The organism is Paenibacillus sp. FSL K6-1096, from assembly GCF_037977055.1.
In the GTDB taxonomy this organism is placed as follows: domain Bacteria; phylum Bacillota; class Bacilli; order Paenibacillales; family Paenibacillaceae; genus Paenibacillus_AQ.
Genome location: NZ_CP150274.1, coordinates 1,405,170 through 1,421,330 on the forward strand (window position 1 = coordinate 1,405,170; position 16,161 = coordinate 1,421,330).

The 16,161-nt window shown below is 53.1% G+C and carries 12 protein-coding genes; 4 read left to right on the top strand and 8 right to left on the bottom strand.

Annotation, left to right across the window (positions count from 1 at the left end):
• Positions 1–26: 26 nt before the first annotated feature.
• Positions 27–1,376, bottom strand: coding sequence for an extracellular solute-binding protein (locus tag MHI24_RS06400; protein ID WP_340024741.1), 1,350 nt, complete (start codon positions 1,374–1,376; stop codon positions 27–29).
• A 190-nt stretch (positions 1,377–1,566) separates the two neighbouring features.
• On the opposite strand from MHI24_RS06400, the gene MHI24_RS06405 reads away from it, so the two are divergent.
• Both MHI24_RS06405 and MHI24_RS06410 read left to right on the top strand, forming a co-directional pair.
• A complete protein-coding gene (locus MHI24_RS06405) occupies positions 1,567–3,375 on the top strand; it encodes a sensor histidine kinase (protein WP_340024742.1) in 1,809 nt (602 codons plus the stop codon).
• A gap of 43 nt (positions 3,376–3,418) precedes the next feature.
• Positions 3,419–5,008, top strand: a complete 1,590-nt coding sequence (locus MHI24_RS06410) for a response regulator (RefSeq protein ID WP_340026618.1) — start codon at positions 3,419–3,421, stop codon at positions 5,006–5,008.
• Positions 5,009–5,040: 32 nt separating this feature from the next.
• Here MHI24_RS06410 and MHI24_RS06415 read toward each other — a convergent pair whose 3' ends face one another.
• The 3 genes from MHI24_RS06415 to MHI24_RS06425 all read right to left on the bottom strand — a co-directional run bounded on the left by MHI24_RS06415 (position 5,041) and on the right by MHI24_RS06425 (position 8,093).
• On the bottom strand, positions 5,041–5,841 hold the full coding sequence (locus MHI24_RS06415) for a hypothetical protein (protein WP_340024743.1): 801 nt from the start codon (positions 5,839–5,841) through the stop codon (positions 5,041–5,043).
• Positions 5,842–5,862: 21 nt separating this feature from the next.
• Entirely contained in the window at positions 5,863–6,960 is a 1,098-nt protein-coding gene (locus MHI24_RS06420) for a glycosyltransferase (RefSeq protein ID WP_340024744.1), read from the bottom strand.
• Positions 6,961–7,319: 359 nt separating this feature from the next.
• Positions 7,320–8,093, bottom strand: a complete 774-nt coding sequence (locus tag MHI24_RS06425; RefSeq protein ID WP_340024745.1) for an exosporium glycoprotein BclB-related protein — start codon at positions 8,091–8,093, stop codon at positions 7,320–7,322.
• Positions 8,094–8,541: 448 nt separating this feature from the next.
• Between MHI24_RS06425 and MHI24_RS06430 the strand changes: the two genes are divergently transcribed.
• The gene (locus MHI24_RS06430) at positions 8,542–8,811 is read left to right on the top strand and encodes a DUF6870 family protein (RefSeq protein WP_340024746.1); all 270 of its coding nucleotides are present in this window, start codon (positions 8,542–8,544) and stop codon (positions 8,809–8,811) included.
• Positions 8,812–8,855: 44 nt separating this feature from the next.
• On the top strand, positions 8,856–10,550 hold the full coding sequence (locus tag MHI24_RS06435; protein WP_340024747.1) for a recombinase family protein: 1,695 nt from the start codon (positions 8,856–8,858) through the stop codon (positions 10,548–10,550).
• Here MHI24_RS06435 and MHI24_RS06440 read toward each other — a convergent pair.
• The 4 genes from MHI24_RS06440 to MHI24_RS06455 all read right to left on the bottom strand — a co-directional run bounded on the left by MHI24_RS06440 (position 10,547) and on the right by MHI24_RS06455 (position 16,123).
• Positions 10,547–10,918: a hypothetical protein gene (locus MHI24_RS06440; RefSeq protein ID WP_340024748.1), complete on the bottom strand. Its 372-nt coding sequence runs from the start codon at positions 10,916–10,918 to the stop codon at positions 10,547–10,549. The genes MHI24_RS06435 and MHI24_RS06440 overlap by 4 nt on opposite strands.
• Positions 10,919–11,187: 269 nt before the next feature.
• On the bottom strand, positions 11,188–13,104 hold the full coding sequence (locus tag MHI24_RS06445) for a DUF2264 domain-containing protein (protein WP_340024749.1): 1,917 nt from the start codon (positions 13,102–13,104) through the stop codon (positions 11,188–11,190).
• 14 nt (positions 13,105–13,118) lie between these two features.
• Positions 13,119–14,261, bottom strand: a complete 1,143-nt coding sequence (locus MHI24_RS06450) for a glycosyl hydrolase (RefSeq protein WP_340024750.1) — start codon at positions 14,259–14,261, stop codon at positions 13,119–13,121.
• Between the two features lie 47 nt (positions 14,262–14,308).
• Complete coding sequence (locus MHI24_RS06455; RefSeq protein ID WP_340024751.1) at positions 14,309–16,123, bottom strand: hypothetical protein; 1,815 nt, start codon at positions 16,121–16,123, stop codon at positions 14,309–14,311.
• Positions 16,124–16,161: the final 38 nt, after the last annotated feature.

Consider the following 16,161-nt stretch of genomic DNA (forward strand, 5'->3'; position numbering starts at 1 on the left):
CTTTCATTCTCTGTATTGGTTATTTGTTATTGAGTTTCTGCAGCCTTCTGCAGCTCAGCCAGCAGCTGCTCAGGCGTTGATCCGCCGGCGAAGAACTTGCCGAATACGTTCTGGGCATCATCCTTGAACTTCGGTGTGCCGGAGTCGAGGGCAATTGCGCCAGCTGTGCTGGTAGCTCCGGTCAGAACGTCGGTCAGCTGTTTTTGCAGCTCGCTCTCTTTACCGGACAGCTCATATTTCTGTGCAGGTACAGCCGCGCCGGTATCCCAGACAATCTTGGCCCACTGATCGGCAGACATCATGTAGTCGAAGAACTTCTTGGCTTCCTCAGGATGCTTCGAGCTGCTTACCAGGGAATATCCGCCGCCGTTCCAGGCCAGCAGGTCGGTGTCCTTGCCTTTGCCGCCTTCCACAACCGGGAATCTCAGCACATTGACATTGTTGCGGAAGTCTTCGGGCAGCTTGTCATTGGTAGCCATACCTGCTTCCCAGGAGCCCATATACCACATCGCTGCCCGGCCCTGCGTGAACAGGTTCTGCGAAGCGCCGTAGTCGGCTGTCATGAACGATTCCTGGAACAGCTTGGTGTCTCTGGCCTGGGCCAGCAGCTCAGCAGCCTTCGTGAAGTTCTCGTCGCTGGTGAAGCTCTTCTTCTTGGCTACCGCATCCAGCATGAGGTTCTGGTCACCGCTCACACGTTCCACCAGATCCTGGAAGAAGGCGGCGAAGCTCCACAGGTCCTTCCCGTTCATCGACATCGGCTCAATGCCTTTGGCGCGGAATTGCTTGCCCGCCTCCAGCAGCTCGGCGTAGGTTGTCGGAATCTTGATGCCGTTGTCATCGAACAGCTTTTTGTTATAATAGATCACTTCGTAGTCACTGTTGCGCGGCAAGCCGTACAGCTTGTCATTGAAGGTGAAGGATTTGTATACCCCCGGCAGGAATTTGTATTTATCGCCTTCATATTCCTTAGGGTCAAGCTCTTTCACATAACCGGCTTGAACGAGGGTGTTCAGCTCCGCTCCGCCGTGAACCATAGTCACATCCAGCGCTTCGTTGGACGCCATGTAGGCCTTAAGCTTATTTTTGAACGGCTCCTCGGCGAGGGTTTCGATATCGATTTTGACGTTGGGATTCTCTTTCACGTAGTTGTCAATGACCATCTGCTCGGCCAGCCCCTGTCCGGATTTACGGTCGGGAAGGTTCGAGAACAGACGCAGGGTTACTTCCTTGCCCGCATTGCCGCCAGATGTATTTCCGCCTCCGGTATTGGTGCCCGCATTATTCTTATCGTTGCCGCCTCCGCATGCGCTGAGGACCGAAACTGCGGCCAGTGCAGTGATCAGCAAGATGTTCCGTGTGGACTTCTTATTCATGTAATCATCCCCCTATAAGTTGTGTATCTCGCTTGTCTTCTTTGTTCTGAACACATCGTACCAGAGTCCCTAAGCCAGGGTCAGTAGAGAAAAAGAGAGTAATGTTGAATATTGTCGACTTCCAGGACCTGCTCTCTTGTATCTGCCTGACATTACGCATAAGATAAAAAACAAAAAGGTTAGTGATCCTGTGCTGCGCTACTACTTGAATATGAACCTGCGATACAAGATAACCATACTTATCTTCCTGCTGATTACCGCAGTGGCCTGCACGCTGGGCGGTTACTCCTATACGATCTCGAAGCGGCAGATCATCAATAAGGTGAGCAACTCCAACCAGAGTGTGCTGAAGCAGATTGACAGCAATCTGAGCCGGATGCAAAAGACTCTCGCAGACTGGGTGACCGTCTTCAGTCTGGCCCCGGTGGTCCAGGACACCCTGCGCAGCAACCCTTCGGATTCGGTGAAGATTGAGAACCGGTTCTATAACGGGCCCACCGCGTCTATCATGAACCAGATGCTGGTCACCGGAAGCTTCGATTATCTCGCCCTGTACGGCAGCCTGCCGGAGCCGCTGTTCCAGGTCGCTACAGATGACAGCAGCGGTGCGTATAGCTTGGACAAAATCAAGGCAAACCATACTTATAAACAGTCGGTTGCCTTGAACGGTGCCTCCTACTGGTTCCCCTTGACGGAAGAGAACAATGTTTTCATTCAGAGCAACCGCAATGACAAGCTTGGCATGACCCGGATTATCCGCGATATCGTGAACGGCAACCGCATCGGCTTCGTCTTCGTCGGCATCAATCTGGAGACGATACGCCGGACCTATCTGACGAATCTGTATGACAAGGATCACGGCATTCTCATCCTGAATGAACACGGCGAGCAGCTGCTGTCCGCCGGTAAGGAGACGTATAGTCAGGAAGCTGTCGGATACGTCATGGATCAGGCCCGGGCCGGTATTCCGGCCGGCAATACCATTGTCAATCTCCAGGGGAAGGACACGCTGCTGAATTACAATATCAACGAGAGCGGCTGGATTACGGTCTACAGTGTTCCGCTCAGCTCGCTGACGCAGGAGCTTAATTCCATTAAGTCGGCTGTGCTGGTGATGGTGCTGGCCAGCCTGTTGCTTAGTATACCCCTGCTGATGTTTTTTTCTTCATTCCTGACCGCTCCGATCAAGACCCTGCTTCTGTCGATGCGCCGCTTCCAGAACGGGCAGTTCGAGGAGAAGGTCGAGATCAAGTATTGGGACGAGATCGGCCAGTTAAGCCGGGGCTATAATAATATGGTCGGCAATATCAAAGCACTGGTGGACAATGCCTATTTATTGAAGCTGAAGGAGCAGGAAGCGGAGCTGAAGGCGCTGCAGTCCCAGATCAACCCGCATTTCCTCTATAACATGCTGGACACGATCTTCTGGGAGGCGGAGGCGGCCGGCCAGGACAAGATCAGCGAGATGGTAATCAACCTCTCCCGGCTGTTCCGCTTAAGCCTTAATCAGGGAAAAAGCTTCACCAGCGTGGCCAAGGAGAAAGAGCTGATCGAGCTGTATCTGACTTTGCAAAAGATGCGGTTCCAGGAGACGCTGGAGTATGTCATAGATATTCCTGCAGAGCTGCACGACTATGTCATTCTGAAGCTCAGCCTGCAGCCGTTCATCGAGAATGCGCTGATTCACGGGATTGAACGCAAGCGCGGAGGCGGGCGGGTGAGCATCAGCGGACAACGCAGCGGGGACAAGCTGATCTTCGTGATTGAGGATAACGGGAGCGGCATGAGCGACGAGACGCTGCAAAAGATTCTCACTATGCCAGACGAGACGGATGTGTACACGGCCCGGGATGTCGGCGGATATGCGGTGCAGAATGTGTACGCGCGGCTGAAGCATTTTTATAAGGGAGACTTCGCCCTGAATTATACCAGCGTTCCTGGTGAGGGAACCCGGGTGGAGATTATCGTCCCGGTGATATTGAATGAGGTGCAGGATTAACGGACTAGTGAACAACAGGATTGGAGGAGATCCCTTGTACAATATGATGATTGTGGATGATGAGGAGCGGGCCCGGGTCGGTATCCGCACCCTGATTGACTGGCAGGCGCACGGGATCAATATCATTGCCGAAGCCAGAGACGGTCTGGAGGCACTGGAGTTTCTGGGTAAACGGGATGTTGATATTATGCTGACCGATATCCGGATGCCGCAGATGGACGGCCTGGAGTTAATCTCCATCGTCTCCCGGGAGTATCCCCAGATCAAGTCGGTAATTATGAGCGGCTACGATGATTTCGCCTACGCCCAGCAGGCCATCCGGTCGGGGGTCAGCAATTATCTGCTGAAGCCGAGCCGCAGACAGGAGATTCTCGATACGGTATTGGCCATCACGGAGCAGATACAATCGGAGAAGCTGGAGCTTAGCACTCTGGAGCATCTGCGCCAGGGCTTCCGCGAGAGCCTGCCCCTGCTGAAGGAGAAGACCTTAAGCCAGCTCATTCTGGCGGAGAACCCCTCTTATCCGCGCCTCTTGGCTAATCTGAAGATGAACAATCTGGTTTTCCCTTATCTGCTGTACGGCATCATTCTGCTGCGGATTGACAACTTTCAGCAGCTTCACCAGAAATATCAGCATGAGGATACGGAGCTGCTGAAGTACGGGCTGAAGAATATTTGCGAGGAATCGCTGCCGGCGGAGGTATTGTGCATTGCCTTCGAGCATCAGGATGATATTGTGCTGATTCTGAATATGGACGAGTTGCCCGGTCAGGAGGAATTAAGCGGGTATATCCGGATTATTCAGGAGAATATCGCCAGCTTCCTGAGGTTCACCGTATCCGCCGGGATCGGCAGCATCGACAAGAGTATTGAGCATCTGCGCCAGTCGTTCCAGGAGGCCTCCCAGGCCCTGAATACCACCAACTACAGCGGCATCGCTAAAATCGTGGAGTACAGCGGCGAATTCGACGCCGATTCCTCCCAGTCCTCCTATCCTCTTCAGGAGGAGCAGGAGGTGCTGAAGGCTGTACGCGGGGGATCTTCCGAGGAGATTGCCGCGAAGCTGACGCAGTTCAACCTGGCTCTGCAGCCCGAGACGGTGTCCAGAGACCAGGTGATCAAGTCCAGCTTCGCCCTGTTCTTCGCGCTCTATAAATTATGTATCGAGAACAACGTCAACGTGAACAAGGTGTTCGGGCAGAATCTGACCGAGCTGATCCATGTCCTGTCCCGCTCCAGCCTGGATAATCTGTTCCAGTCGCTGCTGGAGACGGCCCAGCGGGTCAGCGAGCATCTGACCTCTAAGAAGAACAGCAACAAGCTGCTGGAGGCGGCCAAGAGCTACATCGGCGAGCACTTCATGAAGGATATCAACCGCGAGATTGTCGCCAGGGAAATCTATATCACTCCCGGTTACCTAAGCCTGTTGTTCAAGCAGCAGCTTAAGATCAGCTTCATCGACTACCTGCACAAGGTCCGCATTGAGCACGCCTGCCAGCTGTTCAAGGACCCCGGAATGCGGATCGAGGATATCGCCCTGCAATCCGGGTACAATGACACGAAATACTTCTACCAGGTGTTCAAAAAGTATAAAGGCGTCACGCCCAACCAGTTCCGCAGCAATACGGAGTAACGCTTATCCCTGCTGCCCGGCTTAGTTAGAAATCAGGCTGTCCTCTTGTATGAAGCCAAGGAACGTTTAGACTTACTTTTTGTAGCTTTTGAATGTTCCTTTCCAACCTTTTTACGGAATTTCAGCTGGGCGGTATTGCTGCACTTCATTGATTTTTGTCTGCATCTGACAACGGTAAGGGTTTTCTTGATCATTTTTTTATCGCTTCGGACAAGGGTGCATTTTTTGCGCTTGGCTTTGCTCTTCTTGAGCGGAGACAGCTGACGTCTCTTGAGTTTCTTTCTTTGCTTGCACTTGGTCGTCCGAAACAGTCTGCTTCGTTGATGATTTCTGCTCTCTTTCAGATCAGTCGCTGGAGGCATCACTAGTGATGCCGAGGATGCCGAATGGGCAGCTGCCGCTGCAGAAGAATCTGGAGCAGCCGGAGTAATCACCGGAACGGGTACAGCAGCTGGCGTATTCGCCGGAACCGGTGCGGCGGCTGGATCGTGGTTTGCTGCAGGGTCTGCCGGACGGATGATTCGCGGGTCTTCACCCAAGAAATCCTTTAATGAATCCATTTTGGAATGCAGCACCATTTCTGTCCGGAATACCTCCTTTAGCACATCACGCACAGAACGGTTGACACGGGTAATATCATTCAAGGTAGGACGGGACAGGGTGCCTCCTCTGGGCAGCGTACCGAGGATATACTGAATCTTCTCGGCCTCGGCATTGATAATATGACCAAGTCCAAGCTCCTGCATTGCAATAGAGGATAGTATCAGATTAACCGTATCATTGCGGTCAAGGGCTATGTTCGGAGTGATATTGGGAATATTAGGCTGGGACATCTCCTCTTGCCTCCTTTCATGTTATAAATTGAAGCCTTGTGTAGCCATGTTCTGATCGGTCAACAATTTCTGAGCCATATCAAAGGCCTTCTGGGCCTCCATGAGCATCCCCAGCTGCTTATGACAGCAGCCGATATAATACCAGGCCTGGAAGCTGCCGGAGCCTGTAGCGGTTAGATGGGTGACGTTATGCTCTCCCAGCTCCAGACAACGGTAAAAGGCCTGGATGGCTGGCTCATACTGCTTCAAATTCAACAGAATAATACCTTTATACAGCTGCAGATCAACATAATCAGGGTACAAACGGATAGCATTCTCTATATTCGGCCAGGCCTTTGCATAATTGCCCGTCTCAATGAACAGTAAATATTTCAGCCTGTACAGCAGAGAGGGAGGGAGCCTATTCTTGCTCAAAAAACCGATGATCGCTGTATTTATGCAGTCCATCGCTTCCCCGTAATTGCCTACCCGGTACAGCTCACTGCCTAAATGATAGTCAAACCAGGGGTCATGCCCCTCCTCTGTGCAGACAGATCTGATTAGCTGAAGGTTGCGCTCTGATTTGCGCTTGCTGCATACGATATCATCAAGATACCCATAATGGTGAACGGTTACAGGCAGAGTAACAATGTCCTGATCAGTCAACCCAAACCCGGGGCTTAATTGCTCATGGATGGGGTTCTGAAAGCGCAGTGCGGGATGATTGCGAAACAACCGGTACTGTGCTATACGATTCGAACGATGCGGCACCGGCGGAGAGGCTCCGTAATAATTCACAACCTGCACACTCCCTAACCACTTCTGGCTATGCAATACTTCACGCAGTGTACTTCTGTGCTGCACATCAACGGTCTCATCGGCATCAAGATATAACACCCATTCTCCTGTAGCGTGGCTTATACCTATATTTCTGGCATCAGCAAAGCTGCCGTTCCACGCGAAGGATACCACGGAAGCGCCACAAGCTTCGGCAATCTTAATGGTCCGGTCATCTGAGCCGGTATCGACCACAATCATTTCGTCCACTATACCTTTTACACTGTCAAGGCAGTCTTGTATACACCCTTCTTCATTTCTGGCAATCATGCACAGGGACAAGCCCTCTGGTTTTGTTGACATACACGTCATATTTCCGATAGCTCTTTTTGGCCGTAAGGCTGATCAGCAGCAGAGGGTACAGCCTGCCGGTCAAGAAGCACTGCATTGTTACTTCCGAAACTGTTGACATGCGAGGAATAGCTTAGCAATGATGACGGGTCCGTTGCATAGGAGTTACGCTTTTTTTTAACGTAATATTGATTGACCATCCTGTAGGTCCCGATAAGCTCACTGATGACATTCCTCTGAATTCTGGATAACCTTCTCCTATTCACTTTGCCAATTCCTCCCTTGAATACATCTGCAAGCATCACTCATGCCGCGAATGAATAATAGCCACCCGGCGGGATAGCGCCGGGTGACAAGGTCTGCAGACCGGGTTAACTTATTGAAACACCTGCACTGGCATAACCGGTAAGCGTTACGGCTAAAGCCGAGGTACCGGAGAATACCATGAGAAGACGGGTTCCCGCTGTGACAGGGATATTAAGCCCTGGTGTGTTGCCATTGACCGCATCTCCGATGCTGATCAATCCAGGCAAGCTCAAATTCACCTCTGCTCCTGAAATCGGAGCAAAGATGTTACTGTCCGGCGTAGTGGATGCAAAAAGTTGGGCTGTGACCGTTACAGGCGCCAGTAAAGACAGGCCTACAACTACACTGAAGAAGGCTGAAATTGAAGTAATTATGCCATCGCGCGGAACTACAAAAGCATAGTTGGTCGCAACTCCGGCACCGCCGACAAGATTGACATTGCCGCCTGCGAGAGAGACACCCGGGAAATTGCCTCCGAATCCGACCAAAGTGGTTGTGCCTACAAGATTGCCAAGCAGTCCCGTAACGACAACCGGCAATCCCGATGAGAATGGAATAATGGCAGAGGAACCGGCGACTCCAGTTGCCCCTGTCGCTCCGGTAAGCCCCGTCGCTCCCGTCACCCCGACTGCACCATCGGCTCCGGTGGCTCCCGTCGGGCCCGTCACTCCGGCAGGCCCCGTTGCCCCCGTCACTCCGGCTGCACCATCGGCTCCGGTGGCTCCCGTCGGGCCCGTCACTCCGGCAGGCCCCGTTGCCCCCGTCGCTCCGGCTGCACCATCGGCTCCGGTGGCTCCCGTTGGGCCCGTCACTCCGGCAGGCCCTGTTGCTCCCGTCACTCCGATTGCTCCAGTCGCTCCAGTCGCTCCGGTGGCTCCCGTTGGACCTGTGGGCCCAACGGGCCCCCCAGCTGGGCCTGTAGGCCCGGTCGTCACACACTAATAAGGAAAACCGGTATCCCCCAAGAAATTCGCAGAACACCTCTTACTTCGACAAGCAAAGCTATTAGATCATCTGAAAGAAAGGTCTGGCAGACAATTTAGTTTATGCAGAGAATAGTGTGATTCACATCACGCCAGCAGGAATTATGTGGTAAATGAGTAACCAGGCATTCTATAATTTTAGCACCTCTTGATTAGATATATATACCAAAATTGAAGAGGCCGAGGCACACTGTTATGCAGTTTATATGGCTTCAAATAAAGCCTCTTTATAGATTCAAAATCATAGGACAATCCGAGCTATGCATACGTATGATAAAGATTAGGCTTAAGAGGAGGCGACAAAATGCATCTAAAAAAACGTATTAAGCTTTCAGAGTTAGCAGAAGTAGATATCACAACTGTGAACAAGGAGGATTTGGCTGATCTTAGCGGTTTCACCTTCGATAACACTATTATTCAAGAGCAACGTGCAAAAGGTGTCATAACGGCTGCAAAAAACCCCTACTGCTTTCGCCTAGGTGAGACGGGTGTTAAATTGGAGTTCCCTGAGGATGCCCCCACTTTGCAGGATTTGTTCTCCGACTTTCTGAAACGTAACAAGAATGGTCTTTAGAGCTATTTATGGCCAGAGCTGAAAGGTAATGAGAGGGGGATAAAATGCATAAAACCCGAGTTAACCCTGCGGAATTAGCTGCATTCAAGCAATCAAGGAAGGTATGGTATGTCGGACTCTATATCAGATTATCCAAGGAGGACGAACACTTACTTAAGCATGACGATTCCGGGAGTATTAATAATCAGGTAAAAATTTTACGAAGGCATTTTTCTGAAATAAAAGATGGAGATATATACCATATAGTCAAGATTTTCATTGATGATGGTGTATCAGGAACAACCGACGAGAAGCGGGAGAATTTCCAAGAGATGCTCGCCTATATTGTAGCAGGAAAGATTAATTGTGTTGCTGTGAAGGACTTGGCCCGTTCATTCCGCAACTATAGTGACCAGGGTTATTATCTGGACGATTTTTTTCCCCGTTATAACATACGTTTTATCTCGTTATATCACCAAACGCTGGATAGCTATAAAGCCCCCTATAACATGCGTAATATCTCCGTTCCCATACAAGGCCTGATCAATGAGAACCATTGTGCTGAAACCTCCGACAAGGTCAGAGCGGTATTTGACTTGAAACGCAGCAACGGCGAACATATCGGCTCCTTTGCCCCCTTTGGTTATTTGAAGAACCCGAATGATAAAAATGCTCTAATCATTGATGAAGCCGCTGCAGCTGTTGTCCGGAATATTTACAGCAGTTTTTTGGGAGGCATGAGCAAAAATGCGATTGTCCGGAGCCTAAATGAACAGGGCATTCTATGTCCGGCCTTGTATAAGCGGGAGGTTCTAAAACAGAAATATACAAATCCGAATCTGGATGCAACAAAAAAACCTTTATGGTCAGCTACATCCGTGACGACAATCTTAAAAAACCGTATGTATTGCGGTGATATGGTGCAAGGGCGCTATCGCAAGAAAAGCTATAAAATTCATGTGCAGGAAAGAATGCCGGAGAATGAATGGTACATTGTCGAGAATACCCATGAATCGATTATTGAACGGTCACTCTTTGAAAAGGCTCAGGTATTGTTGACGAAAAATACCCGAACCGGTCCGCAACAGAAGGAGCTGTACTTATTCAGCGGTTATCTGCGCTGTGCAGATTGCGGCAAGGCAATGGCGCGCAGCCAGGTTAAAGGCAACATCTATTACTTCTGCCGTACCTACAAAGACCAATCCAAAACAGCTTGCTCAAAGCACTCTTTCAAGCATTGCCAATTAGAGAAGGCTGTACTTTATGCAATCCAACAGCAGATTTATCTGGCAGTTGACTATTGGAAAACGATTGCCATCATCAACAAAGCCCCATTGTATAAAAGCCCGTCTGTTAAATTACAGAATGCTCTGGAGCAGAGAGAAAAACAGCTTGCAAATATTGCCCGATATAAGCAGCTCGTGTGGCAGGACTGGAAGGATGGTTTAATCTCCCAGATGGAATATCTCCAAATGTCCGAGGGTTACAGCAGTCAAATGCAGGAGCTGGAACAGATCATTGATACATTGAGAGCGGAAAGGAAAACACTTAAACACGAAGTGGATGCCACGGAGCCCTTCTTCAAAGCATACAAGAAGTTTCAGAACATAGAGAAGCTGACTAGGGATGTCCTGGTTGAACTTGTAGAGCAGATCAAAATCTATGAGAACGGAAATATCAGCATAAAATTCAAGTTCATAGATGAAATTCAAAGAGTGTATCAATATGTAGTGATTAATACTCAATCTGAGGTGGTTTAACTGGCTAATAATTCGCTAACTGCCCGTTTTCCTAATTTACGTGCTGCGGTTGCGCCAGTTGGCCCAACAAGCGTAGGAGTACTCAGAATGCTGTCAAGCTTGCTGCTTAATAACCATTCCTTCTTTACCGTTTCACGCAATGTGCTGATCACACTGTCATTGACACTGAGAATATCGCTTATTGTAACATCTGGAGCACTCACACCAGGCAAAGTTCCCAGAATATACTGCAGCTTCTCCCCCTCAGCATTAATAATGTGACTAAGGCCCAGTTCCTCCATGGCTATAGATGAGATCAGTAACGAAATGGCGTCTTCTCTGGATAATGAAATAGTTGGCGTTATGTTGGGCAGGTTCGCTTGTGACATATAATGTCTCCTCTCAATAATGAAGTATTTGCTTACAGTGTTACCAATATCCCCCTTCCTCTGTTAGTGCTTTATAGTATTATTGAGGGCACGCACATGTGTGGGCGAACAGCCCCCTGCTTTGGATACGTTCAACAAGTTTCCTTAACAGAGGGCGGAAGCCCCGCCTGACGAAACATCATTCTTAAGTTCATCTTTTATAATTCATTATTATGTTTGTTTTAGGCACATTGAGACCATTTTTCTGGAAATGAAATCCTTTAATTACATTAAATATTATATCTCATTTGATCATGATCCATTGGAATATGGATTTTCGCCTCACCAGCCGTTGTCAGTATGATCTTATCTTTGGCAATATCGACCTTCAACAAAGTCTCTGGGGACTCATGCAAAATATTACCAGACGCACTGATCTGACGAGCAGAATATTCAGCTGAAGGGTCGCCGTATACCGCCGAGGCCAGCCAATGAACTCCAGGCTCCAGTGATGCCGTCAGGGTAGGCAGCACCGTCCGGGGATGAAGCAGATTCGTGTTGGCATTCGGCGAGATTAGCTGAGCCTTCGTATAACCCATCAACCCTTTGATGGCGCTCGTTCCCCATGGGGTCGCTGCTGCCGCAGCCAGACCGTCCAGGTGCTGCACCAGCTCCGTCTCCTGGCCCAGCGCGAAGCCTCCTTCTGCGACGTCCAGCGCCCGGCCTGTCTCAATCCGGTGAATACGGATGTGCCAGGGCAGGCCGGCTACCACCCAGGTGCGCACTACTACGTCTCTCCAAGGCAGCCACACGGAGCGCAGTACATTGTCGATGATCTCCGTCTCCCGGTTCCGGCGGCGCACCCGGTACAGATTGTCCCCGCCTTCACTTAGCGCCAGCATGGAATCATACGCTCCTTGTGCCAAGCCCCATTCAGCCCGGGGCACGCTGAAGCCGAAGCCGGTGGAATAGACGAATTTCTCGTATTTGGCTGAGGTATGAGTATGCTCATTGGTGTACAGATGCCCGCTGTTGAAGGCAGCGACATGGCCGGAATCCGGCTCGCGGACCAGGACGAGATGCGGCGGGTTCTGCACCATCACCGCAGGCAGCTCCGGCAACGGCAGCTCGGGCTCACTCCAGAACGGATGCTCTGCACTGAGTGCCAGCGGCAGGAATGTCTTCAGCGCCCAATACGGCGAGCCGGGCGCATTATAATTCTCAGCCATGATCAGGTTCGGATAGGTATATCCGACGGTCAGCACACCTGCGGCATCGAAGATCGGCTGACTGAACCACCAGCGCAGATTGCGCAGCACGATACCTTTGACCACACCTGCCGGAATGCCTTCAACTCCGGCATAGGCGAAAGCGCTCCAGAACGCGGATTGGGCGAACCGGTAAGCAAGACTGCGGCCATACGGGAGTGCAGCGCCGTCCGGCGCGAACCAGCCGATGAATCCGGCGGCGAACAGCCGGGCCCGTTCCTTGAACCTGCGGGAGCGTTCAGGATCATCATGCTCCATCAGCTTGGCGTACATCAGTGAATAATAATGGATAGCAAACGGGCCGTAATAATCGCAATGGCCGTCAATGCCGTCGCTGTACCAGCCCTCGCCCAGATAGAAGGCATCCATCCGCTGGAGGTTGTTCTCCAGCTGAACGGCATCATACGGCCGTCCGATATGGCGGAACCCGATATTGACCAGCACGTTGAAGAACAGCCAGTTACAGTCATAACAAGGATGGCTGTTAATCTGATTCAGCCATTGATAGAGGTGCTCCTGCTCCTGCGCAGTGAGCGGGGTCCAGATATGCTCCGGCGCACTGGCGAGCGCGAACCCGAAGGCGGCCATCTCCACCAGCCGCTGGTCGTAGTCCTGCACCTCGCCCCAGTATTCTTCATGCCCAGGATCGGTCCCATGCCGGATACCGTCCAACACTGCGGCCCATAGGTCACTCTTCCCGCCTCCGCTCAGCAGCGGAATCAATCCCCACAGCACCCGGGAGAAGCCTTCCATACCGGCAATCGCTGCCGGATAACTCGCTCCCGTTGCGCCCACTTCAAGTCTCGCGCCTCCGCTGCTATAGAACGGGCGAAGCGGACCGGTAAGCTGGTCCAGCGCTGTCCGCAGGTCGTCCCGGGTCTTCAGCGGATTGTCAGCAACCGGTAGCCGCCGCTGCGGCGAAGCTGCCTTAGCATTCATGCTCCTCACCCCTCCTACTCCCAATAGAATGGCCCGGCGTCTCTGATCCGCGCCAACGCCTCAACATAGAAGAAATCACCGTAGATCAGCGGCACATCGATGTTCCGGTTCTCCGGGTAGTTGCTGGTGCCGTGAAGCAGCAGCCCTTCTTCCCCGTCATCGTCCCAGGTGCCGTAATTGCGGTAGAGGGACTCAGTGATGCGGAGAGCCGCATTCCGGTAGACATGTGCTTCGGATGCCTCCGTCTGGCTGGCCAGCAGCAGCAGGCCGCTGGCCGCGCAGGAGCCGGCAGAGGTATCGCGGATTTCGCCAACTTCTCCCGGTGCGCGGAAATCCCAATGCGGCACATGGTCCTCAGGCAGACGTGTGATGAAGAAATGGGCCACCTGCTTGGAGGCGTCAAGATAGCTCTGCTTGCCGGTATGGTGATAAGCCAGCGCCAGGCCGTAGAGCGCCCAGGCCGCCCCGCGGGACCAGGCCGATTCCGGCGCATAGCCTTGCCCGCCGCGCTTCTCCAGAACTTCGCCGGTCTCCGGGTCAAAGTTGACAATATGATAGACCGAGCCGTCCGGCCGGATGAAATGCTCCAGCACGGTGTCCATATGCGCCTCGGCAATATGCCGGTAACGCGGGTCCCCGCTTACCGCTGAAGCCCAGAACAGCAGGCTTGTATTCATGCTGCAGTCGATAATCGCCACTCCGCTGTTGTCCTCGCCTTCGCGCCAGGGATTCCAGGCCCGGATATAGCGGCCCTTCAGGTTGAAGCGGGCGGCCAGATGGCTCGCCGCCTTCAGCCCGCGGACGCGCGATGCCTCCGCACCCGTCAGCTTATAATTGGCTACGCTGGTCAGCAGCCACATGAAGCCCAGGTCATGATCCAGCTTCACATAACCGTCCAGCACCTCATCCAGCCGCTGCTCGCAGTCTTCAGCAATGGCCTTCAAGCTGACGTCCCCCTCCCCGCTCCCGGCATAGAGCTGCCAGAGCATGCCCGGCCAGAAGCCGGCGGTCCACCAGCTCGGGGCCTCCAGCACATACTTGCTTCCCTGGCTGGCATGGGGAAATTCAGCCCCAATGCGTGCGCTGTTCCGCCTGGTTTTGGCCAGCGCCTGGTTCCACGCCTCGTCTACCCACACCTGCTGTGTCGTTCCGCTCATCTTATAATCCCGCCTTTGTCACAATATTCGGCTCTCCCGCCGTTCACTTACAGAAATTGAAACGTAAATCTCAGCACACCCTCTGCCTCCGGCCGGAGAAGCTGAAAGTCCAGACTATGCCACTGCGTGTCCCGGCCATAATGATCCTTGTATACATGAGCGTTAATCTCAGGCTGCACCAGCTGCGGATCATAGGCAACCTGAACGCCATTACCCGCAATAGATCCGGGCAGCAATACGCTGCCGGGCTGAAGCAGCTCCGGCCTGCGCCAGGTGACAAACCGCTCCGTCCAGCTTGCCGGTGCTCCGTTATACTGGTAGGTTTCGGTCAGCTCCAGACGGGGCCGCTCCTCCTTATGCCAGACCAGCGAACGTACCAGGGACTTCAGCCCGCTGACCGGATACGCCCCGGCCAGCTCCAGCGTCAGCTCATCCCGCTCTTCCCCCGCTGAAGCATGAAGCACCTCAGCGCGGAACTCCCGCCCGGCCCCTTGATACTGTCCGTCAATGATTGGCACCGAATGTCCCTGCGAGCCATTGCAGTCATACCCGTAACGCCCGGCGCCGAAATACTCGGCCGTATACTCCCCGCAGCCCAGATCGGCGGCGAGGATCTCCCCCCGGCTGCTCAGAATGAATTGGCCGAGGTCATTATGGTTGTGCGGCTCGTCGTTATGCCCGCCCTTGGCGGCGAAGCCGAAGGCTCCGGCCACAGATACATGCCGCGACACCAGCCAGGCGGCATCGGGCAGATAACAGCTGCCCGCCTCCCAGGCCTCCTGCTCCCCGCCTGCTCTCACCCAGAGCAGGTTGCGGAGCGCCGGAGCGAAGCGGCTGCAATGGTCCTCCGTGAACGGGGCACGCAGAGCGGACGGCGGACGCAGCACACCTTCACAGGTCTCCGCGAGATAGTGGGAGAGTCCCATGTGCACTCTCACCTGCGGCTGCGAATCCGAGAAATTGGCGACATAGCTGCCGTCAATGAAGCACTGCTGCTGGAAGCGGGCGATCCGCGCCACCTTGTCCTGCCTGAACCAGTCCAGCCGGCCCCCGCTTCTGGCGCGGAGCAGATCGCTGTAATACGTGAAATAGCCGAAGCCGTAATTCCAATAGCCCAGCCCCTCCTGGCACGCGCCGTCATTCCCGAAGCCTTGCAGGTAATAATCCATGCTGCGTTCTGTCTTCAGCAGAATATCCGCCAGCATGGAGTTATCCTCCACAAGCAGCAGTGCAGCAGCCCCGACCGAGCCTGAGCAGACCGCCGCCCAGTTATGGGTAGAGGTCTCCCAGAAATACGGGCCATGGGCAAGGAACGGCTGGAAGATCCGCTTTTGCAGCTCATAGCGTATCCGGTCCTTAAGCAGCGGGGCAAGCCGGTCCCCGAGCAGCACCCGGATTTCACTTAGAGCAAACCCCGTCTCCGCTGAGAATAGGTCAATATGCCGGTGAATCCCGGACGCCTCCGGCGCTGCGGGCAGATGGGCGGGAACGCACCAGGTATACTCATCGCAGACCGCCCAGACAATGTCACCCAGCTTCTCCAGCCAGTCTGCCCGCTCCGGCTCCAGCAGGCTTAAGAGGGCATACGTGTTCAATCTTCTCCGGCGGTCAAAATAGAGCCGTTCATACTCCAGCCGCGAACCGGTCCGCGCATACAGGGTGAAGGTGCTGTATGTCAGCACCGGGATCGGCTGCCCGTCCAGCCTGCGCGCCTCCGCGCGGATCTCTTCAATGTCTGCCTGCAAGGCTGCGGAGGACATGGCCCCGGTCCAAAAAGCTCCCGCATCCCCCTGCGGATAATAGAGACTTAAGTCAGCCGGTTTCATCCCGGCAACGATGTCCGTAAGCTCCTGCTTGTTCATGGCTGGTTCTCCCTCCGAATAATACGTTTTCATATATA